Source organism: Nitrospirota bacterium, from assembly GCA_040757335.1.
GTDB lineage: Bacteria > Nitrospirota > Nitrospiria > 2-01-FULL-66-17 > 2-01-FULL-66-17 > JBFLXB01.
Genome location: JBFLXB010000028.1, coordinates 20,458 through 41,017, shown reverse-complemented (window position 1 = coordinate 41,017; position 20,560 = coordinate 20,458). Strand labels below are relative to the sequence as shown.

18 protein-coding genes are annotated in these 20,560 nt (G+C 65.5%); 15 read left to right on the top strand and 3 right to left on the bottom strand.

The window, feature by feature from the left end; genetic code table 11:
- The first annotated feature begins 11 nt into the window (after positions 1-11).
- The 9 genes from AB1451_13545 to AB1451_13505 all read left to right on the top strand — a co-directional run bounded on the left by AB1451_13545 (position 12) and on the right by AB1451_13505 (position 10,859).
- Positions 12-1,196 carry a M48 family metallopeptidase gene (locus tag AB1451_13545; GenBank protein MEW6683920.1) on the top strand — a complete coding sequence of 395 codons (1,185 nt, stop codon included), beginning with the start codon at positions 12-14 and terminating at the stop codon, positions 1,194-1,196.
- The gene (locus AB1451_13540; GenBank protein MEW6683919.1) at positions 1,193-1,381 is read left to right on the top strand and encodes a hypothetical protein; all 189 of its coding nucleotides are present in this window, start codon (positions 1,193-1,195) and stop codon (positions 1,379-1,381) included. The genes AB1451_13545 and AB1451_13540 overlap by 4 nt, the downstream gene beginning before the upstream one ends.
- On the top strand, positions 1,381-1,917 hold the full coding sequence (locus tag AB1451_13535) for a class I SAM-dependent methyltransferase (protein MEW6683918.1): 537 nt from the start codon (positions 1,381-1,383) through the stop codon (positions 1,915-1,917). The genes AB1451_13540 and AB1451_13535 overlap by 1 nt, the downstream gene beginning before the upstream one ends.
- Positions 1,910-3,157 carry a gephyrin-like molybdotransferase Glp gene (gene glp, locus AB1451_13530; GenBank protein ID MEW6683917.1) on the top strand — a complete coding sequence of 416 codons (1,248 nt, stop codon included), beginning with the start codon at positions 1,910-1,912 and terminating at the stop codon, positions 3,155-3,157. Before AB1451_13535 ends, glp begins: the two co-directional genes overlap by 8 nt.
- A 10-nt stretch (positions 3,158-3,167) precedes the next feature.
- Complete coding sequence (locus tag AB1451_13525) at positions 3,168-3,419, top strand: Lrp/AsnC ligand binding domain-containing protein (protein MEW6683916.1); 252 nt, start codon at positions 3,168-3,170, stop codon at positions 3,417-3,419.
- A 29-nt stretch (positions 3,420-3,448) separates the two neighbouring features.
- Positions 3,449-5,071 (top strand): CRTAC1 family protein, encoded by a 1,623-nt coding sequence (locus tag AB1451_13520; protein ID MEW6683915.1) that lies wholly within the window; start codon positions 3,449-3,451, stop codon positions 5,069-5,071.
- A 209-nt stretch (positions 5,072-5,280) separates the two neighbouring features.
- Positions 5,281-6,687 (top strand): hypothetical protein, encoded by a 1,407-nt coding sequence (locus AB1451_13515; GenBank protein ID MEW6683914.1) that lies wholly within the window; start codon positions 5,281-5,283, stop codon positions 6,685-6,687.
- 14 nt (positions 6,688-6,701) lie between these two features.
- On the top strand, positions 6,702-7,817 hold the full coding sequence (locus tag AB1451_13510; protein MEW6683913.1) for a hypothetical protein: 1,116 nt from the start codon (positions 6,702-6,704) through the stop codon (positions 7,815-7,817).
- Positions 7,818-7,883: 66 nt separating this feature from the next.
- Entirely contained in the window at positions 7,884-10,859 is a 2,976-nt protein-coding gene (locus tag AB1451_13505; GenBank protein ID MEW6683912.1) for a di-heme oxidoredictase family protein, read from the top strand.
- Between the two features lie 12 nt (positions 10,860-10,871).
- Here the strand turns inward: AB1451_13505 and AB1451_13500 are convergent, their stop codons facing one another.
- Positions 10,872-11,474, bottom strand: a complete 603-nt coding sequence (locus tag AB1451_13500; protein ID MEW6683911.1) for a YqgE/AlgH family protein — start codon at positions 11,472-11,474, stop codon at positions 10,872-10,874.
- A 303-nt stretch (positions 11,475-11,777) separates the two neighbouring features.
- Between AB1451_13500 and AB1451_13495 the strand changes: the two genes are divergently transcribed.
- The 6 genes from AB1451_13495 (at position 11,778) to AB1451_13470 (ending at position 18,647) form a co-directional block, all read left to right on the top strand.
- Positions 11,778-13,460: a long-chain fatty acid--CoA ligase gene (locus AB1451_13495; protein ID MEW6683910.1), complete on the top strand. Its 1,683-nt coding sequence runs from the start codon at positions 11,778-11,780 to the stop codon at positions 13,458-13,460.
- Positions 13,461-13,475: 15 nt separating this feature from the next.
- Entirely contained in the window at positions 13,476-14,666 is a 1,191-nt protein-coding gene (locus AB1451_13490) for a thiolase family protein (GenBank protein ID MEW6683909.1), read from the top strand.
- A gap of 60 nt (positions 14,667-14,726) precedes the next feature.
- Positions 14,727-15,956 (top strand): 3-hydroxyacyl-CoA dehydrogenase NAD-binding domain-containing protein, encoded by a 1,230-nt coding sequence (locus AB1451_13485; GenBank protein ID MEW6683908.1) that lies wholly within the window; start codon positions 14,727-14,729, stop codon positions 15,954-15,956.
- Between the two features lie 18 nt (positions 15,957-15,974).
- On the top strand, positions 15,975-16,757 hold the full coding sequence (locus tag AB1451_13480; GenBank protein MEW6683907.1) for an enoyl-CoA hydratase: 783 nt from the start codon (positions 15,975-15,977) through the stop codon (positions 16,755-16,757).
- Between the two features lie 71 nt (positions 16,758-16,828).
- Positions 16,829-18,169, top strand: coding sequence for an ATP-binding protein (locus AB1451_13475; protein ID MEW6683906.1), 1,341 nt, complete (start codon positions 16,829-16,831; stop codon positions 18,167-18,169).
- A complete protein-coding gene (locus AB1451_13470; GenBank protein ID MEW6683905.1) occupies positions 18,159-18,647 on the top strand; it encodes a PilZ domain-containing protein in 489 nt (162 codons plus the stop codon). The genes AB1451_13475 and AB1451_13470 overlap by 11 nt, the downstream gene beginning before the upstream one ends.
- A gap of 27 nt (positions 18,648-18,674) precedes the next feature.
- On the opposite strand, the gene truA is transcribed toward AB1451_13470, so the two are convergent.
- Both truA and AB1451_13460 read right to left on the bottom strand, forming a co-directional pair.
- Positions 18,675-19,445, bottom strand: a complete 771-nt coding sequence (gene truA / locus AB1451_13465; protein MEW6683904.1) for a tRNA pseudouridine(38-40) synthase TruA — start codon at positions 19,443-19,445, stop codon at positions 18,675-18,677.
- 31 nt (positions 19,446-19,476) lie between these two features.
- Entirely contained in the window at positions 19,477-20,553 is a 1,077-nt protein-coding gene (locus AB1451_13460) for an N-acetylmuramoyl-L-alanine amidase (GenBank protein ID MEW6683903.1), read from the bottom strand.
- Between the last annotated feature and the right edge of the window lie 7 nt (positions 20,554-20,560).

Sequence of the window (20,560 nt, the reverse complement as noted above, 5' to 3'; positions counted from 1 at the left end):
TGGTCAGGGATTTGGACACGCTTGTAACGCCCGCGCTCTCCGTGAACCTTACCGGTCGCGGGTTATGCTTCGGGACGGGGCTCGTGCCCCAAGGCGAGCGCGTCGAGTTCGACTTGGCGGAGGACCGGCTTCGCCTGTGGCCGGACACGCAGCGCGAGCATTCGGTGCCGTATGTCGCGATTCGGGTCGAGCCCGGCGGGTTCGAGCGCCGCCAATTTCAGTTGACGTGGTCCGACAACGGGCCGTGGGCGTTGGTCCTGGACGACGACGCGCTCGCGCGACGCGTCCGCAACGCCCCGCCTCCCGGCCTGCAGGTGGAAATCGAGCGACTCGACGCGCAGCTTCGCCGCGGGCGGGTCGCAAGCGGGGTGGGCTGGGCCCTCATCGGCACGATTGTTCTGGCGCCCCTCTTCTTCTTGGCGCTGCTGTGGTGGCAGGCCGACCGCATCGTGGGGGCGGCGGTCGATCGGATTCCCATTGCCTGGGAGGAACAGCTCGGAGAGTCGGCGTTCGCGCAGCTTACAGCCGGCGCTAGCCTACTGAGCGAAGGGGCCGCGGTGGATGCGGTCAACGCGATCGGCGGCCGCTTGACCGCGGAGATCGACTCTCCCTACCGGTTCCAATGGCACGTCATTGACGACCCCCAGATCAACGCGTTTGCGGTGCCTGCGGGCCACGTGGTGGTGTTCACCGGTCTGCTCAACGCCGCGGACACGCCCGAGGAGGTGGCCGGCGTCCTCGCGCACGAGGTGCAGCACGTGGTGCTTCGCCACAGCCTCCAGGGGTTGGTTCGCTCACTCGGGTGGAGCGCGACCATCAAAATTCTCTTCGGCAGCTCGGGGCCGCTGTCCGGCGTGGGCCAACTTGCCGACCGGTTGGGCAGTCTCACGTTCAGTCGGGAGCAGGAGACCGCGGCCGACCTGCAAGGTCTCAAGCTGCTCCGGCGCGCGAAGATCGACCCCCAGGGCATGGTCACGTTCTTCGAAAAACTGGCCCGTGAGGAATCGGGCATGACATTGCTGTCCACGCACCCGATGAGCGCGGATCGCGCGGAGCGGTTGCGCGCGGAGATCGCGCAAGCTGGGTCATGGCCCACCGAGCCGTTGCCGGTGGCCTGGTCCGAGTTAAGGGCCGCGCGTCCGGCAGGAGACTCGCCAGGAGACTCGCCAGGGGACTCGCCAGGAGACTTGCGATGACGAGCTGTCGCGCGTGCGCCGCGCCGATCGCCGGAGCCGAGGGAGATCTGTGCGGCTCGTGCGGCGCCAAAGCCCTGTCGTGCCGTGTGTGTGGACACGAGTTTCGGTACGCCGACATCGTGGCGGATTTGCCCATCGTGCAGTGTCCGACCTGCGAGGGCCGCGCGATCGACGTGAGCGACTGATGGCCGACTGCCATGACGTGCGCGACGCGGCGCCGCTGCTGGTGGAGTTTCGGGACCGATTGCCCAAGGGCACGGCGCTGGACATCGCGATGGGATACGGCCGCCATGCGCTCTATCTTGCGGAAGCGGGTTGGCAGGTCCACGGGATCGAACGCGATCCCGACGCCGTTGCGGCGTGCCGCCGCGAGGCGGCTGAGCGTCGTCTGTCGTTGCGCGTGGAGCAGGCCGATCTGGACACGTATCGAATCCCGCCGGCCGCGTACGACCTGGTGGTGGTGTTCTATTTCCTGGACCGCGCGCTGATTCCGCAGATCCGCGAGGCGATCAAACCCGGCGGCGCGATCGTGTACGAGACGTTCACCGTCGAAAACCAACAGCGCTTCGGCCGTCCGAAGCGAACGGGCTTCTGCCTGCAACCGGGCGAGCTGCCGCGACTGTTCGAGGGATTCACCGTGCTGGCGTCGCGCGAAGGTTTGGTCGGCGGCCAGTTCGTGGCCCAACTGGTCGCGGTCAAGCCGGGAGGGAAGCGTGGCTAGCAGCCGGTCCGCCATGCTGCCGGTCGAGGCGGCGCTCAAGACCGTCCTCGGCGCAGCGGGCACGTTGGGAACCGAACGTGTGCCGGTCCTCGCCGCCTTGGGACGGGTTCTTGCCGAGGACATAGTCGCCACGCGGGATATCCCTCCGTGGAACAACTCATCGGTCGACGGCTACGCCGTGCGCGCAACCGACGTCGCGTCCGCGACCCGCGATCGGCCGGTGGCGCTCACCGTGATCGAGGAGATCCCCGCGGGGCTGATGCCGAACAAGACCGTCACGCCGGGCACGGCGGCGAGGATCATGACGGGCGCACCCATGCCGGAGGGCGCCGACGCGGTGGTGATGGTGGAAGATACGTCGCTCGACGGCGAACGGGTGCTGATTCGAGCGGCGGCCGAAGCCGGCGAGTCGGTGCGCGTGCGTGGTCAAGACGTCCGCGCGGGCGCGGTGGTCATCCCCAAGGGCCGGCGGGTTCGGCCCGCTGAGGTCGGCATGTTGGCGTCGCTGGGCCACACCGCGGTGACCGTCGGCCGTCAGCCCCGGGTCGGCGTGCTCGCGACCGGCGACGAACTCATCGACCTCGGGGAGTCCGAGCGACCGGACCGCATTTACAACGTGAACAGCTACGCGGTCGCGGCCCAAATCGTCGAGGCCGGCGGCGTTCCGGTGGTGATGGGTATTGCGAGGGACACGGCGGCCTCGTTGCGGGCGGCGCTGGCAGGGCTGGACGGTCTCGACGGGCTGATCGTCTGCGGCGGCGTGTCGGTGGGCAAGTTCGACTTCGTGAAGGACGTCTTGACCGAACTCGGTATGGTCATGGAGTTCTGGCGCGTGGCCATGAAGCCGGGGAGCCCGATGGCCTTCGGCTCGGTCGCGGGGATGCCGGTCTTCGGCTTGCCGGGAAACCCGGTGTCGTCGATGGTGACGTTCGAGGTGTTCGTCCGGCCCGCGCTCCTCCGAATGGGGGGCGCGACCGCGCTGGACCGGCCGAGCGTGGTGGCCGAACTCGCGGCAGGCATCGACAAAGCGCCCGGGAAAACCCATTTTGTCCGAGCGCGGTTGTGGCGCAACGGGACGCGCCTGTGCGCGGCGCCCACCGGCTCGCAGGATTCCGGCGTGCTCACGTCGATGGTCAAGGCCGAGGGATTGATCGTGCTCGCACACGACGCGGCTCGCGTCGAGGCGGGGACGATGGTTGATGTGCGCCTCCTCCAAGGAGAGAGGCAGCCCACGTCGTAAGGAGAGGATCATGGCATTCGAAGCGTTCATTCTGGTAAACGTCACGGGCGACCACACCAAGAGCGCCTACAAAACCCTCGGGCGCATCGAAGGCATCAAAGGGGTCTACATGGTGACCGGGGTCTACGACATGGTCGTCCATGTGGCGGCGCAAGACCTCAACCATCTCGGGGAAGTCATCCTGCCCAACATTCGGGCGATCGACGGCGTGACGCAGACCATGACGTGTCTGGTGTTGTCTCCGCCCGCTCCCCACCTCTGACCGTGTCGGGTGCTCCCGTCGCCCGGGGTGTGCTGACCGCGCTCGTCGGCCTGCTGACGGCCTGGGCCTGCGCTCGGATCGCTCCGGAAACGGATGCGGTCGGTTTCGTGGACGTGACGGCTCGCGCAGGCGTGCGGGCCGGACACGTGAACGGGGCGGACGGACGGGCGTGGTATCCCGAGACGTTCGGGGCGGGCGTGTGCGTGATCGACTTCGACGCGGACGACCGCCCGGACCTCCTGTTCATGAGCGGCCGACGGTGGGAGGACTCCGCCCCGGGGCCCGGCGTCGCCGTCTATCGCAACCGGGGCGACGGCCGGTTCGAGGACGTGACCGCGGCGTCCCGGATCAACACGTCTTCATACGGGATGGGCTGCGCCGCGGCCGACTATGACAACGACGGGCGCGAAGACGTGCTGCTGACCGGCCACGGAGGCGTGTCGTTGTTTCACAACGAGGGCGGGGGGCGGTTCGCCGAGGTGACGGATGTCGCGGGCGTCGGCGACACGGGTTGGAGCACCTGCGCCGTGTGGTTCGACGCGGATGCGGACGGGCGACTGGACCTGTTCGTCTGCCGGTACGTGGCGTGGTCCCAGGAAACCGATCAGGTCTGCCGACTCGAGGGGCGAGTCAAGGTGTTTTGCGGCCCGGATCCGTACCCGCCCGATTCGCCCCGGTTCTTTCGCAACGTGGGCAACGGTCGATTCGAAGACGCGACGTCGCGTGTGGGCCTTGCCAAGCCCGGCAAGGCGCTCGGCGCCGCCATGCTGGATGCGGACGGAGACGGGTGGGTCGATCTCTTCGTCGCGAACGACCAAATGCCCAATTTTTTATATCGCAACCGGGGGGACGGGACGTTCGAAGACTGGAGCGCGAAACTCGCGCCTTGGCCCGGCCGATTCGGGATGGCGCGGGCCGGGATGGGGATCGACGTGGACGACGCGCGCGGACGTACGGTCATCGGCAACTTCATCGGCGAGGGGTTCGCGCTCTACCAACGCGACGAGGACGGTCGCTTCCACGATCGCGTGCGTGAGACGGGGCTGCTCGGCCCCAGTCTGCCGTTCCTCACGTTCGGGCTGGTCTTCGTGGATGTGGATCTGGACGGACGGCTCGATGTCGTGGCGGCCAACGGCCACGTGGACGCCGAATTGGCCCGCGCGCTCGACGGCGGCGTGCCGCAAGCGGAGCGACCGCTGGTGTTTCGCGGGAAGGACGACGGCACGTACGTCGAGGTCGGCGAGGCGGTCGGTCTCAGCGCGCCGTTCGTGGGCCGCGGCCTCGCGGCGGCTGACCTTGATCGGGACGGCGATCCGGATCTGGCGTTTACCGAGAACAACGGTCCGGCTCGTCTCTATCGCAACCAACTCGCGAAGGGGCATTGGCTCAGGATCAAACCGGTGGGCGTGTCGAGCAATCGTGACGGCCTGGGAGCCGTGATCAGAGTCACGGCAGGAGGGCGAACCCAGACTCGGATGGTCAGATCCGGGTCAAGCTACCTCTCGCAGAGTGAACGTGCGGTGCTGTTCGGCTTGGGCGACGCGTCAGCGGCGGACGAGGTCACGGTTCGTTGGCCGAGCGGGATCACGGATCGGTTGACCGCGGTTTCCGCTGATCAGCGGACGACGATTACCGAAGGAAGCCACCAATGACCGCGGTGAGCGAGCTCCGGGCTCCCATCAAATATCGTATCAACCTAGAGCGCGTGTAGGCTGCGCTTTCTCAATTCCGTCGCCATGAGACGCCCGGCGCCTACCAGACTGCGCTGTTGTGGACAGAGGCATCCGCTGTGTGCACAGGTTGAGACCGTGTTGGTGGCGTTCCGGGGTAGCGAGCGGATTGTGCTCTTCGGAGCGGCGAGGTGACCATCGGTTGGGGCGCTCTGGGTGTTGCGTCCATCTGGGCGGTCGGGTTTGTCGCGGCGCCGATCCTTCGCCATCTCAACGGACCGCAACGTGTGGGATTCGCGTACGGGCTGGGCCTCGTGTGGATCTCCACCATGATGGGGGCCGCCGGCCTGGCCGGCCTCCCGCTTACTCCGGCGGCGGGGATAGCCGTCATTCTCGGCCCGGCGGCCGGGTGGTGGCTGGCGCGTGCATGGCGGGGCCGGTTGCCGGGAGCCCCACGGACCGGTCTGGGCGAGATGGTTGTGGTCCGCGATCCATTGTGGTGGGGAGGGGCGACGGTTCTTGCTCTCCTGTGGCTGATCGTGACCGGACGGGCCGTTCTCAAACCGATTCAATTCTGGGATGCATGGGCCACCTACGCCTTCAAGGCCAAGGTGATCTTTTTGGAGGCCGCCATTCCATCCCCCGCTCTGTTTGGGTGGGGCGGAAGCCCGAACTATCCGGATTATCCCTTGGGTATCTCGTTACAGGAGGTCTGGGTTTCCTGGTTCGTCGGGTCGTGGGATGACGTCGCGGTCAAGCTCCTGTTTCCCGGCTATCTCCTCTCGCTCCTGTATCTCGCCTACGGCTCGCTCCGCGAACAATGGGAGGCGCGGCCCGCGATGCTCGGGACGCTGTTCGTGGCAGGACTCCCGCTCGTTCTTCAACATGGCCATGACGGCTACACCAATCTCCCGCTCGCCTACTTTGTGTTCGGGGGGGCGATCGCCCTGACGCGTTATGCTCGATCCGGCGATCGGCGAGATCTCGTCTTGGCGGCGCTGTTCGGGGCGGGGCTGGTGTGGACAAGGGTGGACGGAGTCGTGTTTGTGGCGTGCAACGCCCTCCTGCTGCTCGTGCTGGCTGCTCGCCGGTCGCCGGTTCTCATCACGAAGGGGTGGGTGGACGTGTCGATCTATCTGGCGCCTCCCCTCCTTGTCTGGGGCGCGTGGAGTCTGGTGAAACTCCATTTTGGAATTTCGTCCACGTTCCAACCGGACGGGTCGTCGGTGGTTCCGCTGTTCGACCGCTGGTTGAGAATCGCGGCGGTGTTTTTCCGATCGTTCTTTCTGGACGGGAACTGGCTGATCCTCTGGGCGCTGTTTGCACTCGCAGTGATCCATCGATGGCGTGAAGTTGTGAGCCCGCAGTCCCTGTTTCTCTTCTGGCCGGTGATCTTCTATCTGGGCGGCATTGCGTTCCTGTTCGCGACGACGGATCTCTTCCGTTTCCTGGAAGACGGTACCGTGGTGCACCGCCTCATTCTGCACGTGGCGCCGCTCGCCGCCCTGTGGGTGGTACAGGTGTTGGGCCGGTGGGTATCGGAGCGAACGAGTGCTGAGGGGAGTCGTCCCGAGATGGCGGTGGGGCGCGGTACGTGACGGTCGGCGTGGTGATGAAACCGATAGCGGCAGTCCTCCTCGCGGGTTTGCTGGTGTGGGGCGTTGTGGCGCTGGGCGCCGGGCCGTTGCCCGCGGAATTGTCCCCGTTGAAGCCGATGTGGGATTTCACAGGGGCAGCGTCTGCATGGAGGTCCAGCAACAGTCGCTTACTTCGCACCGAGGAGGGATTGACGGTCGCCCCGATGGCGAACGCGGCCGTGATCTCGATCGGTCAGATGGATCACGATCCTGCGGCGTTCGAGCGGATGCATCTGCGCGTCAAGGTGGGCGACGCAACCCAGGGTCGGGTCGGCCTCGTGTTGAGCGGGCACGACGGTTCCAGTCGGGTGCTGGTCCCTTTTGATGTGCCGGGTGGCGGGACCTTCAATGATGTCGAGGTTTCGCTGCCCATTCCGCCTCGTGCCGACCTCCGGGTGGTCGAGGTCGTACTCGTTCCGTCGCTCGCTGTCCAGCCGGCGGTCGTCGCCTCGATAGGTTTCGAGCCGAGTGGTCCGTGGTGGGTTACGGCGGTCAAGGAGCTCTGGTCGCGGTTGCCCGGTGAGACGACCGCCCTGTCGGGTTTTTCGATGCACACGCTTCCGCCTCCGGTGATCAACGGACGATCGGTCTGGATCGTCCTGATGCCGATAGTGTTGGTCGCCGGAGTCCTCGCGCAACTTGTGAGGGGGAACTCCGGAATTCGGAGCATCGTCCGCAGGTGTGCATGGGCCACCGCGGTGGCGGTGTGGGGCGTCGGGTTCCTGTTCCTCTTCTATCATCAGATCATCGCGCTGGGGGTGGACGTCCGGCGATTCGGCGACCGGAACCGGGCGGAGGCCTACCACCTGATCGACGGTGTTCCGTTGTGGGAGGACATGGGTGAGGTGACTCGCCTGCTGCCTTCGGGCTCGGCGGTTGAATTCAAGGCGCGCCATGGAGAAGATCCGGTCGTGTCCGTATTCTGGAAAGGGCGGGCCGCGTACTACCTCTATCCGGTTTTGGTCCGTGACACCGCTCCGGTGAGGGTTCTGTACTTCGGCGGTCCGCATCCTCCCTGTACCCAAGTCGCATCCGAAGACACGGTGCTCCAGGATGCCGCCCGGTACTGCCTATTCAGGGTCGGAACATGACTTGCTGGTGGTGATTTGCGGGCCTCGCTGCGGTATGATCTCCGTTAACCTGACACGGGGGGCCACATGCTGAGACGACCAGATCAAGGGCGGCATCGTCAAGAAGGACGGAGGGTCGGCTGGAGTCTGGCCATAGTCCTCTTCGGCGCCGCGGGCCTGCCGTGGCTGACGGCCTGGTCCGTGGCCCATGCCCAATTGTCCGAGCGGCCTGGCAGTTCGAGCGACACCTCGCTGGGCGCAAAAGACGTCACGGGAAAGTCGGTCAAGGATCGTCGCGTTCGCGTAGTGCATACGACCGATCCATCCCTCGAAGGCGGGTCACGTTACTTACAAGACGTGGACCCCTGGCTCGCGTTCCAGCGGGGGAGGAACCTGACGCAGCGGGAGTTTCGGGGTCGCGACGGTGCGTTCGGCCGAGCCGGCTCGTTCTTCGAACCGAAGCTGCTGGGCGATCGCGTGACCCCTCGTCTGGGCCGCGACCATGTGAACTCGTGCGGTCTGTGCCACGGGATACCGTTCCGGGAACCGGGTGCGGGCGGCAACATTCCCAAAGGAGCGGGGGCGGGGAGAAATACGCCGCACTTTTTCGGAGGCGGATTGGTCGAGATGATCGGCCTGCAAACCCGTCTCAAAGTGTTGCAGGCATGCGATCCGGCGCGTCGCGGATTCATCCGTATCAAAGATATCCCCGATGAACCGGTCCGGATCGCTCCGATCCCGGGCGCGCCGCCCGTGGAGTATGGGTGGTGCGGGGACCGTAACCAAGACGGTGCGCCGGACCTCAATAAGGTGTTCCGCGTGTGGTACGTGGACGAGGAGGGACGCCGGGTGCTCGCGGACGAGAACGGCGACGGTGTGATCAACCTGCGCGATCTCACCGTCGCGGGGTACAACCTCGAGATGATGCCGTTCGGTTGGGGAGAGACCGAGGGTGCGATGGCTCCCACGTTGCGCGTGTTTTTCAACGATCCCATCGACACGCACACCGGGATGCAAGCCTACGATCCCACGCTGCAAGTCGACGACGGCCTGCACCACGATGAACGAGCGGGCGACGGCCTCGCGGCCGTGTCCAACGCGGGGGCGCGCCAGTTCGCCATTCACGCGCCGGCCGACCGCGGCCTTCGCGTCAGCGACCGCGGCCTCAGCCTGGACGACCCCGACGGGGATGGGGCGATCAATGAGATTTCCGAGGGCGATGTCGACCTTGCCGAGTGGTACATGCTGAGTGCTTCGGCGCCGGGGGAGGGGCGGCAGACTCCGCAAACTCGGCGCGGTCGTGCGGTGTTCGAGACCCTAGGCTGCGCCGTCTGTCACGTGCCCGATTGGCGGATCGAAGCGGCGAGCGTCGATCATGCCGACCGGTATCAACGCTACGACGGTGATCGACGATTCTTTGATCTGGCCGTCGCGTACCGGGAACCCGTCGGACGCCTCGAGGGCAGGGTCACGCTCTTGGCCGACCACATTGCCGGGGGGTGGGTTCCACGTCGGGGCTCGGCAACGGTCCGCGGGATCTTTTCGGACTTCAAGCACCACGAGATGGGACCGGCGTTTGCCGAGACGTTGTTCAACGGAGCGAAGGTCACCCGATTTCGGACGGCTCCTTTGTGGGGCGTGGGTAGTTCAGCGCCATACGGACACGATGGCGCAAGTCTGACGCTGGACGATGTGATTCGGCGGCACGGCGGCGAGGCAGCCGAGTCGGCAACGCGATACCGCGGAGCCTCGCGTCAGGACCGTGATGCCCTGGTCGCGTTTCTCCGGACCCTGATCCTCTACCAAAGCGACCAACTGCCGACCGATCTCGACGGAGACGGAAGAGTCTCCGAACACTTCATGGTCGCGGGGCAAGACTCCGGGGTGGAGCGCTTCAACCCCGAGTGGCTGTTCCGTACGCCGTGTGCCATCGAAGGAGCGGTCCGTGCGCCGGACGGGTCGTCTCTCACGTCCTTTGCGTGCGTCAACGCGCCCGAGGCCTACGGAGAAACCTTGGCGTGGCTCCGCGACGTCGACGACGACGGGTTTCCCGACAGGATCGATGCCTGTCCCTCCGACACCGGGTACGCCACCGGTTGTCCTGAGGCGGCGCTGGTCGCCGACGCGCGTTCGGCGTCGGCCGCGCCAGGGAGCGTCGTGCCCTCGACCGTGGCGTTGGCCGTGGATCCGCGAGTCCCGCGGATCGTCTGGGCCGCTGGAACGGACGGGTGGGGCGTGAAGCGAAGCGTGAACGCCGGACGCACGTGGCAATCCATGACAACCGATCCGCGCGCGGCACACACCACGGCGGTGGCGGTGGATCCCAGTGATTCGAACGTGGTGTACCTCGGATCATCGTCAGGAGTATTCGTGAGCCGCGACGGGGGAGGCGCGTGGGAGTTGCGGGACCGGGGGATGAGTGATGTTCGAGTGTTTTCCCTGGCGGTCAACCCCCGGTCGCCGCACATGATCTACGCGGGCGGGTTCGGCGGCCGATTCTACCGCTCGACGGACCGCGGAGCGACGTGGGACGAGACCAGGATCGGTTCCGCCGTGTACCGGGTCACCTCGCTGGGGGTGGATGCGGGCGACTCGAGCGTCCCTGCGTTGGAGAACCGGCCGATCGCGCTCTACGCGGGAACAAGCGGCGCCGGGTTGTTTCGCAGCGACGACGGGGGCGCGACGTGGCGGGCGCTGGAAGATTTCCCGGAGCGCATCGTGTACGCCATCGGCCTTGACCCGCGGATTTCCAGCACGGTGTACGTCGGGACCCCTGCCGGCGCGTACCGAAGCCTGGACCGAGGCAAGAGCTGGGCCCTGATGGGGAGCGGGGCGCCCATCCCGGTGTTGTGCCTGGCAATCGACCCCGAACAGCCGGCGACGGTGCTCGCCGGGACGCCGGACGGTGTGATGACGACGGCGGACGGCGGACGGACGTGGCGTCGCGCCGACGGGGTCAAGGCCGCGGGCCCGATCGTGTCCGTCGTCCTTGATCCGTGGAATCCGAGATCCCTCTACGCGGCGACATTCGGGGGACGCGTGGTGGGGGGAGTCGCTCGGTAATCCAGGACGGGGTCAGTTCAGATGCGGATCACGCGGCATGGTGGCGTACACCGCGTGTTTGGGACCCAACGAACGCATCAATTCCGGCCAGACGACCTTGGGATCTGCGTCGAAGATCCACTTGGAATCGCCCGGGACGACGATCCACGACTCCGTCGCCAGCTCTCCGTCGAGCTGCCCGGGCGACCAGCCCGCGTACCCGGCGTATCCGCGAAACGCGGCGTCGGAGAACAGGCCCGACCCCGAGCCCTGCTCCGGCGGGGTCTCGGAAGGCTCGTCCCCGGACACGAGCGACCGCAACGTGGCCAGGTCCGTGCCGAGGTACACGTCGGAGAAGACGTGATGTGACGACGGAGGCTCCCAGCCCGCGCGGATGAGGATCAACAAGTGATCGGGCTGGACGGGACCTCCGGAGTAGATGACGTCATCGCGCTCCGCGCCGGAGAGCTGGTGCACGGCTTCGGTGAGCACGAGCTCGGTCGGGCGGTTGATCACCAGGCCCATGCTGCCGCGGTCGTTGTGCTCGCACAACAGGATCACCGACTGCCTGAAGTTGGGGTCGTACATTCCCGGGCCGGCGATCAGCAGCGTGCCTTTTTCAAGCGAAGCAGTCATTTGATTTGATCCTATATCCGCACCGGGCGAAAGTCCAGGGGCGGAGTCCCATCCTCAAGCCGCAGCGTTTCTTGACAAAGGCTACCCCCTCGGCTAGAGTCACTTTCGGCCGGTGACTATAGTAAATATATTCGGTATATGTGAGGTACGCGAAGCGCCCCGCCGTACCGGCCGGGGCGTCGAGAATCTCTGGCGGGACAAACCATTCCGGGATCGCTTGAGCGATACGGACGTGATTCGCAGCATTCGCAGAGACCGATGAAGCGTCCGAGTAGCGACGCCCGCCCTGTACCGGAGAACCCCATGACTTCCCGTTGGGTGACGTCGTACGAGGAAGGCATTCCTCAGACTCTTACGTATCCCGCGGGTCCGCTTCACGATCTTCTGTCGGCCTCCGCATCCCGATTCCCTTCTCATACCGCGTTGGTTTTTTACGGTCGTCGGTACACCTACCTCGATGTCGAACGAGCGACCAATCGGTTCGCCAACGCGTTGAGCCGTCTCGGGGTCCGCAAAGGCGACCGGGTCGCGGTCATGCTGCCGAACACGCCGCAGGCCGTGATCGCCTACTACGGGGCGCTCAAGATCGGGGCGGTCGTGGTCCAGGTGAACCCGCTGTATGTCGAACGCGAGATCGAGCAGCAGGTCCGAGACGCCGAGGCCCGCGTCCTGGTCGCGCTGGATCTGTTCTATCCCCGTATCGATCCGATTCGAGTGAGCTCGGGGTTGGAGACGGTGATCGTCACGTCGGTGAAAGACGCGTTGCCGTGGCATCTCGCGTTGCTGTATCCCCTCAAGGCCTGGCGCGAGGGAACGAGGGTGACGATTCCCAAGACGCCGCCGGTATATCGGTTCGAGGCCATGCTGGCGGCGTCCGGGGACGAGGCTCCGCGGACCGAGGTAGGACCCGAGGATCTCGCGCTCCTGCAGTACACCGGCGGAACGACCGGCGTTCCCAAAGGCGTCATGTTGACCCACCGCAACCTGGTCGCGAACACGATGCAGTGCCGGGCCTGGATGCCGTCGTTGCGCGACGGGCAAGAGGTGTTTCTGGGGGTGATCCCGTTCTTCCACGTCTATGGAATGACGGCCTGCATGAATTTGGCGATCGCGACCGGCGGGTCGATCGTGTTGCTCCCCCGCTTCGTCACCAAAGACGTCCTCCGCGCCATCGTGAAGTTTCGCGCGACGCTGTTCATGGGTGTCCAGGCGATGTACGTCGCGATCAACACCTTTCCGGATGTGGGACGCTACGATCTCTCGTCCATCCGGATCTGCATCAGCGGGGCGGGCCCGTTGCACGCGGAGGTGCAGGACCGGTTCGAGGCGCTGACGGGCGGGAAAGTGGTCGAGGGGTTCGGGCTGAGCGAGGCGTCGCCGGTGACCCACGTCACGCCCATTTTCGGGAAGCGCAAGAAGGGTACGATCGGTCTGCCGCTGCCGGACACCGACGCGAAGGTCGTCGACGTGGAGTCGGGAACCCGGGAGCTCCCGGTTGGCGAAGCCGGTGAGTTGATCGTGAGGGGCCCTCAGGTCATGAGGGGCTACTGGCGGAGGCCCGAGGAAAGCGCGGCGGTCGTGCACGACGGCTGGTTGCATACCGGCGACATCGCGACGGTCGACGACGAGGGGTACTTTGCGATCGTCGATCGCAAAAAGGATATGATCAAGAGCAAGGGAGAGAACGTGTACCCGCGCGAGGTGGAGGAGGTGTTGTACCGCCATCCCAAGGTCAAGGACGCGGTGGTGGTCGGCATCCCCGAAGAGTTCATGGGGGAGATGATCAAAGCCTACGTCGTGCTGAAGGACGGAGAATCCGCGACGGAAAACGAGATCATCGATTTCTGCGCGCGGGAGCTCGCGAGGTTCAAGGTGCCCAAAGCGGTCGAGTTTCGCCGGGAGTTGCCGAGGACGATGGTCGGCAAGGTGCTCCGGCGAGTGTTGTTGGAAGAGGAACTCAAGAAGCGGCATGCCCTGGTGGGCTAGGCAGCGGGAGTCCGTATGAAAGATGTCGTGATCGTCGATGGGGTTCGAACCCCGATCGGCAACTTCGGCGGAGCATTGAAGGACATCACCGCGCACGCCATGGGCGCCGCCGTGGTCAAGTCGTTGATGGAGCGGACCAAGATCGATCCCGGAGCGGTTGACGAGGTGATCTTCGGGTGCGTGGGCCAACACTCGGACGCGACCAACATGGCGCGGAATATCGCGCTGTATGCGGGGCTGCCGATTCGGGTTCCCGCCTACACCGTCCAGCGCAACTGCTCATCCGGCCTCCAGTCGCTGGTCAACGCGTTTCAGAACATCCAGGCCGGCGACGCGGACGTGCAGATCGTAGGGGGTACGGAGAGCATGAGCCAAGCGCCGTTCGTGTCGCGCGACATGCGCTGGGGCAAACGGCTCAAACACGGCGCGTTCATCGACAGCATCTGGGAGGGGTTGACCGACGGGTTCTGCGGGCAGATCATGGGCTATACCGCGGAGACGCTTGCGGAAGAGTTCAAGATCAGCCGCGAAGAGCAGGACAAGTTTGCGTTGCTTTCGCACAAACGGGCGTTCCGAGCGGTTCGGGAGGGGAAGTTCAAGGACGAGATCGCCACGGTCATGGTCCCCAAGAAAATGGCGGGCAAAGAGGTGACGCCGGAGCCGTTCGCACAGGACGAAGGGCCCAACGCCGCGTTGACCGAGCAGCAACTCGCGCTCTACCCCACGGTGTTCAAGGAGGGCGGCACCGTGACACCGGGCAATTCCTGTTCGCTCAACGACGGCGCGGCGGCGACCCTGGTCATGACGGCCGATCGGGCCCGCGCGCTCGGCTACGAACCCCTCGGCTTCATTCGGTCGTACGCCTTCATCGGCGTCGAGCCGCAGCGGATGGGCATCGGACCGGCCGAAGCGATCCCGCTCGCGCTCAAAAAGACCAAGTTGTCGTTGTCTGATATCCAGCTGTTTGAGATCAACGAGGCGTTCGCCGCGCAGTACCTCGCCGTGGAGAGGAAACTGGGGTTGAATCGCGATATCGTCAATGTCAACGGGGGTGCGATCGCCCTCGGTCACCCGGTGGGCATGACCGGTACGAGGCTCGCGATCACTCTGTTGAGGGAGATGAAACGACGCAACCTCGCCGTAGGCGTCGCCAGCATGTGTGTGGGGGGAGGCATCGGCGCAGCAATGGTGCTGGAGCGCCGGTAAGGGCGACCGGTTATCGTCGCCCGGGGCAGGCACCAACGCCTGCTCCCACGGGGAGGGAACATGTACATCTATAAAGCAGCGGTGATCGGGGCCGGGACGATGGGCGCCCAAATCGCTCAGGCCGTCTCCTATTCGGGTTTGCCCGTCATTCTCAAAGACGTCAAGCCGGATTCGATCGAGCGTGGTCTTGCCACCGTCCGCAAGATTTATCAGGGGCGCGTGGACAAGGGCAAGATGACCGCGCACGAGATGGAGCAGAAAATGGCCCTCGTGTCCGGGGCCGTGGACTATTCGGGGTTCGGCGACGTCGATCTGGTGATCGAAGCGGTGTTCGAAGATTTGAGCGTCAAGCGGCGCGTGTTCGCGGAGCTGGAAGCGGCGTGTCCCGAAAACGCGATCCTCGCCACGAACTCATCCTCGCTGTCGATCTCAGCGATCGCGGCCGGACGCAAGCGGCCCGAAAAGGTGGTGGGCATCCACTTTTTCAATCCCGCGCACGTCATGAAATTGGTGGAGGTCATTCCCGGGTTGGCCACCTCGTCTGAGACCGTGGACGATGCGGTCACCTTCGCCGAAAGCCTGCGGAAGATTCCGGTCCGGGTTCAGGAATGTGCGGGGTTCCTCGTCAACCGACTCTTGATGCCCTACCTCAACGAGGCGGCGGTCGCACTCCAAGAGATCGGCACGCCCGAGACCGCGGTCGACGAGGCGAAACGCGTCGACGCGGCTCTGGTCGCGCTGGGGTTACCCATGGGGCCGTTTGCCCTGACCGACATGATCGGACTCGACGTCGCGGCGAAAGTTGCGGATGTGCTGTACGATTCCTTCGGTCCGCGGATGCAGCCCGCCGCGATTCTGGGCGCGATGGTCAAGGCCGGACGCCTCGGGACAAAGTCCGGAGCAGGGTTCTTTACGTACGACGACCGCCCCGATGCCTCGCTGCCTCGGCTCATCGCGGAGGTCCAGAAGCAAACGGGAATCCGCGGCACGGCGTGTTCCCCGCACCGCGTGTTGTTGCCGCTCGTCAACGAGGCCGTGATTTGTCTCCAGGAGGGCGTGGCGACCGCGTCGGACATCGACATCGCGATGATGGCGGGCACGGGGTTCCCCCAGGACAAGGGCGGACCGCTGCACTATGCCGATCACTTGGGGCTCGATGTCGTGCTCGGAGAATTGGAACGCCTGGCTCGCGAACTCGGCCCGCGATTCTGGCCGGCGCCGATGCTCAAACGGATGGTGGCGGCCGGCTTCTTAGGGACCAAGGTGAAGCGGGGTTTCTTCACATACTAGGGTTCAGAGGAGTTCGCGATGGGACGGCAGTATCTGACCAGCACAACCGAGGACCGGGTGGCCACGGTGGTGTTCAACAATCCGCCGGCCAACGCCCTCAGCAGCCCGGTGATGAGCGAGTTGGAGAGTCTCTTCCATGAGCTCGCGGCCGACGCCGCGGTGAAGGCGATCGTGTTCACCGGCGCGGGCTCGTTCTTCATTTCCGGGGCGGACGTCAAGGAAGTGGCGGGCATCACCGATGCGGCGAAGGGACGTGAACTCACGGCGCGGGGGCAACGGATTTTCGACCGGATCGAACAGATGGACAAGCCGGTCATCGCAGCGATCAACGGCCTGTTCTGTCTCGGCGGAGGGTTGGAGTTCGCGATGGCGTGCCACCTACGCGTGGCGAGCGAGCGGGTCCGGCTCGGGCAGCCGGAAATCGACCTGGGGATCATCCCCGGCTTCGGCGGCACCCAACGGCTTCCTCGCCTGGTCGGACAGGCCAAGGCGATCGAACTGATTCTGACCGGCGACAAGGTGCCCGCTCCGGAGGCCAAGGCCATCGGACTCGTGAACAAGGTCGTGCCGGACGCAGAGGTCGTCAAGCAGGCGCAAGGACTCGCCAAAAAAATCGCGGGCAAAAGCGCAGTGGCGGTGAGGGCCGCTCTTCGCGCGATCAGGGAAGGCAACGAACGGTCCCTGGCCGACGGGCAGGCGTTGGAGTCAGAGCTGTTCGGAACCGTATGCGAGAGCGCGGACAAGCGTGAGGGAGTCTCTGCGTTTCTCGAGAAACGGCAGCCCCAATTCCTCGACCGATGAGCCGCCCCACGCGCACGAGCACCGCGCCCCGGGGCAAGGGTTCCAGGCCCAGTGCGACGCGTCGTGCGTCCATGGCCGATCGATCTCACCGGGCCGCGCCCGTGGGCCGATCGGGTCCCCCCGCTCCCGACCTGCTCGAAAGTCTCGCGATCGTCCAGCGATTGGCGAGGCGCCTTTCCGGGGTATTCGACCTCGCGTCGATCGGTGACCAGGTGGTCAGCGTGTTGACCCAGGAACTCGGTCTGCACTCCTGCTCGATCATGTTGCGGGCCGCGGATCGCCGGTGCCTCGTCAACCTTGCAGGGGCCGGCGCTGCAACGGTTCGCCCCGGCGAGGCTCCGCGTTCCTTCGACCTGGGTGAAGGCATTGCCGGGGCCGTGGCGCTGGGAGGGCAGGCGATTCGGGTGAACGATACCCGTCGGGATCCGCGCTTTCTCGACCGTTCCCCCTCGGTGCGGTCGCTCTTGTGTTTCCCCCTGTTTTCAGGCGATCAGGTGATCGGCGTGCTGAATTTGAGTCACCCCCACCCGAGGTTTTTCACGACGGAACACGAAGCCGTGTTCGTGCTTCTCGCGACCGTGGTGGGGCAGCTCCTCGCGTTCGCCCGCGTCCAGTCCCAGCTGGAGGACCTGAACCGGTCCCTCGAGACCAAGGTGGAAGCCAAGACCAAGGAAATAGAAGCCGCTCAGCGGAGAAGTTTTCAACAGGAGAAACTCGCGTCGCTCGGGACCCTCGTGGCCGGCGTCGCGCACGAACTCAACAACAAGCTGGTCCCGTTGGTGGCGTATTCCCACATGCTGAACGACCCGGGGCGACCCGAGGACGAGCGGCGTCTCATCGCCGCGATGGCGGCGGGAGCGGACGGCGCGAAGGCGATCGTACAAAGCCTGTTGCGGTTCTCCAGACCCGAGCCGATCAACCTCTCCGTGGTCAACTGCAACGCGGTGGTCGAGGGCGTGACCGCCCTCCTTCCGCTCCGGGCCAGTCGGCCCGAGATTGAAGTCCGAACCGCGCTCTCTCCGGAGCCGGCGCTGGTATGGGGCGACGCGCAACAACTCGAACAGGTGCTCGTGAATTTGATCAACAACGGATACGACGCGATCGAGACGCAGGGAGCGATCGAGATTGCGACGCGATCGCGTGGGCGCACGGTGGAGTTGGCGGTATCCGACAACGGGCAGGGGATACCCTCCCAGCACCTTTCGAAAATTTTCGACCCCTTCTTCACCACGAAAGAGGTGGGGCGAGGAACCGGGTTGGGGCTCTCGCTGTGTTACGGAATGGTTCGCGCTCACCGGGGCGAGATTGACGTCGAAACCCGTCCGGGTCGAACCGTCTTTACGATTCGCCTTCCCGCGGCGGAGCCTGACGCCGGCGCGCGCGTCGAACAAACGAGGACCCATGCCGGGTGACGAGCCAGACAAGCGACTCTATCGCCGCGTCGACGTGCTCATTCCCTTCGGGTTCCGCACGATCGGTCGAGGAGCGGTGGAGGCCTCGATCCGCACGGACCCTGAGCCCGGTCCGGTGAGCGACGATCCGGTGCGCGCCGCGCTCGAGCGGATCGAGCGCAAGGTTGACCGCCTGCTGGTCCGACTGGAATCCGAGGAGTTGGCTCCGGCGGTCCGACCCACCCCGATCAATTTGAGCGGAGCCGGCGTTCGATTTCCCAGCGACGAGCCGATCGAACAGGGCGAGTTCGTGGACGTCGTGATGGTGCTGCCGGGAGACTCGCAGGTCAGGATACGGGCGTTTGCCGAGGTCGTCCGCCAGCGGCTGGTGGCCCGCCCATCCGGCGCCGTGTATGAGATCGCGGCGTCGTTCCTCCATCTCGATCCGAAGGACCGCGAAGCGATCATTCGGTACACGTTCCAAGCCAACGGCCGGTAGTCCCGATCTCCGCGGCCCGCGTCATGGTCATCCGCGGTCCGGCCGTACCGGTTTCCCGTACCGTACCGCAATCAGCGTCAACCCGTGAGCCGGAGCCGTCACTCCCGCGTGGCGACGGTCGCGTGAGCGGAGGATTCGCGCCGTGTCGGCTGCGGGCCGACGGGCGACGCCGACCTCCACCAGCGTTCCAACGATGTTGCGCACCATGTACTTCAAGAAACGGTTGCTCTCGATCTCCACGACCACCACGTGCCCTTGCCTGCGGATCGAGCAGCGCGTCAGGCGGCATCGGGTATCGCGCGCCTCCCCGTGCGAAGGATCCGCCGCTTCAAACGCCCGAAAGTCGTGGGTGCCGATCAGCGACGCGGCGGCGCGACGCATGGCGGAAAGGTCCAGCCGATGGGGCACGTGCCACGATGTCCGCCGTTCCAGCGGCGACGGGGCGGGGCGGTTCCAAATGCGGTATTCGTAGCGCTTGCGGACCGCTGAGAACCTGGCGTGAAACGAGTCCGCAACGGCATCCGCGGCGATGATTTTCACGTCGGCGGGGAGCAGGGCGTTGAGCGCCCGACGCCACGCCTCCGGGGTCAGGGAAGCCCCGGTCTCAAAGTGCGCGATCTGGGCCGCGGCATGGACGCCGGCGTCGGTCCGACCGGAACCGACCACGGTGGCGTGTTCTCCGCAGATCCTGTGGATCGCCGATTCGATCGTGCCCTGAATCGTGGCGACCGACGGTTGACGCTGCCAGCCGTGATACGCGGTGCCGTCGTATTCGATGGTCAGACGAACAACGGGCATGGTTCACGGTGGGGTGTGGGAAAATCCGAAGTCAATTCGACTGCGCGAGCAAGGAAGACGCCGCGTACTTCGCGATTCCAGTGGCGAGGGCTTCGGCGATCACTTGGCGAAACTCCGAGCGGCGCAGTCGGGCGGCGTCGTCAGGATTGCTCAAAAACGCGAGTTCGGACAGAATGCTCGGCACGCCCGCGTTCAACAGCACATAGAAGGGCGCGCGCTTGATCCCGAGATCAACGAGTTCGTAGCGTCCCTCCACCCTCTGGATGACGGATCGCCTCAGGGTATCGGCCAGCTCGAGCGATTGCTCTTCCTGCCGAGTGCTCGACAGGTCTCCGAGCATCGACCGGATGATGGCGGTGACGTCCGGCTGGTCGTGGCCGGGTTCGTCGTTCTCTCTCGCCGCCGTCGCGTCGGCATCGGCGTCGCTGGCCCGGCCCAACACGTAGACTTCGAGCCCTTTGGTGTCCCTTCGGGGACTTGAGTTCACGTGGATGGAGATGAACAGGTCCGCTTCGCGCCGTTGCGCAAAGGTGGTCCGTTCCTCCAACGAGACGAAGTGGTCGTCGGTTCGGGTCAAGAACGGTTCGATCTGCTCGCGCCGTGCCAGCAATTTCTGGACGCGTTTGGCAACGTCGAGGACGACGTCCTTTTCTTGCAAGCCGTTGGCGCCGACGGTACCCGGGTCCTTCCCTCCGTGTCCGGGATCAATCACGACCCGTACCCGCGACAGATTCGGTGAGGGTGACGCGGACGGCGGGTCGGAACTCGTCGTCGACGCAGCGAATTGGGCGAGCAGCCGCTGGGCGGTTTGGTCATCGTCTCGACGGCCGGAGCGACGCGCCAGTTCTTGCGCCAACTCGGCCTGCCGCTTCAGGGCCGATCGCTTGGCTTGGGGATCGGAACTGGCGGCGACCAGGTCCGCGTACCGGTCGATGCATTTCTGCCAATTCTCCCGGTACTTTCGAAGCTCGCTCGACTGCTGGAGGCCTTGGTCGCACGCGGCGGCTCGTGCCGCGAGATCAGAGACCGGGGTGACGGAACGCGCCTCAGGGACGGCCGTAATCGCGTACAAGCAGAGAAGGCATCCGATACCGCGTCGCATGATCATGGGCCGC

What these genes read in the sequence shown, in the direction of transcription:
- AB1451_13505 (MEW6683912.1), top strand. Translation starts at nt 7,884, where the DNA reads ATGCTGAGACGACCAGATCAAGGGCGGCATCGTCAAGAAGGACGGAGG.
- AB1451_13475 (MEW6683906.1), top strand. Translation starts at nt 16,829, where the DNA reads ATGGCCGATCGATCTCACCGGGCCGCGCCCGTGGGCCGATCGGGTCCC.
- AB1451_13500 (MEW6683911.1), bottom strand. Translation starts at nt 11,474, where the DNA reads ATGACTGCTTCGCTTGAAAAAGGCACGCTGCTGATCGCCGGCCCGGGA.
- AB1451_13485 (MEW6683908.1), top strand. Translation starts at nt 14,727, where the DNA reads ATGTACATCTATAAAGCAGCGGTGATCGGGGCCGGGACGATGGGCGCC.
- AB1451_13490 (MEW6683909.1), top strand. Translation starts at nt 13,476, where the DNA reads ATGAAAGATGTCGTGATCGTCGATGGGGTTCGAACCCCGATCGGCAAC.
- AB1451_13495 (MEW6683910.1), top strand. Translation starts at nt 11,778, where the DNA reads ATGACTTCCCGTTGGGTGACGTCGTACGAGGAAGGCATTCCTCAGACT.
- AB1451_13480 (MEW6683907.1), top strand. Translation starts at nt 15,975, where the DNA reads ATGGGACGGCAGTATCTGACCAGCACAACCGAGGACCGGGTGGCCACG.
- AB1451_13510 (MEW6683913.1), top strand. Translation starts at nt 6,702, where the DNA reads ATGAAACCGATAGCGGCAGTCCTCCTCGCGGGTTTGCTGGTGTGGGGC.
- AB1451_13460 (MEW6683903.1), bottom strand. Translation starts at nt 20,553, where the DNA reads ATGATCATGCGACGCGGTATCGGATGCCTTCTCTGCTTGTACGCGATT.
- AB1451_13540 (MEW6683919.1), top strand. Translation starts at nt 1,193, where the DNA reads ATGACGAGCTGTCGCGCGTGCGCCGCGCCGATCGCCGGAGCCGAGGGA.
- AB1451_13470 (MEW6683905.1), top strand. Translation starts at nt 18,159, where the DNA reads ATGCCGGGTGACGAGCCAGACAAGCGACTCTATCGCCGCGTCGACGTG.
- AB1451_13525 (MEW6683916.1), top strand. Translation starts at nt 3,168, where the DNA reads ATGGCATTCGAAGCGTTCATTCTGGTAAACGTCACGGGCGACCACACC.
- truA (MEW6683904.1), bottom strand. Translation starts at nt 19,445, where the DNA reads ATGCCCGTTGTTCGTCTGACCATCGAATACGACGGCACCGCGTATCAC.
- AB1451_13535 (MEW6683918.1), top strand. Translation starts at nt 1,381, where the DNA reads ATGGCCGACTGCCATGACGTGCGCGACGCGGCGCCGCTGCTGGTGGAG.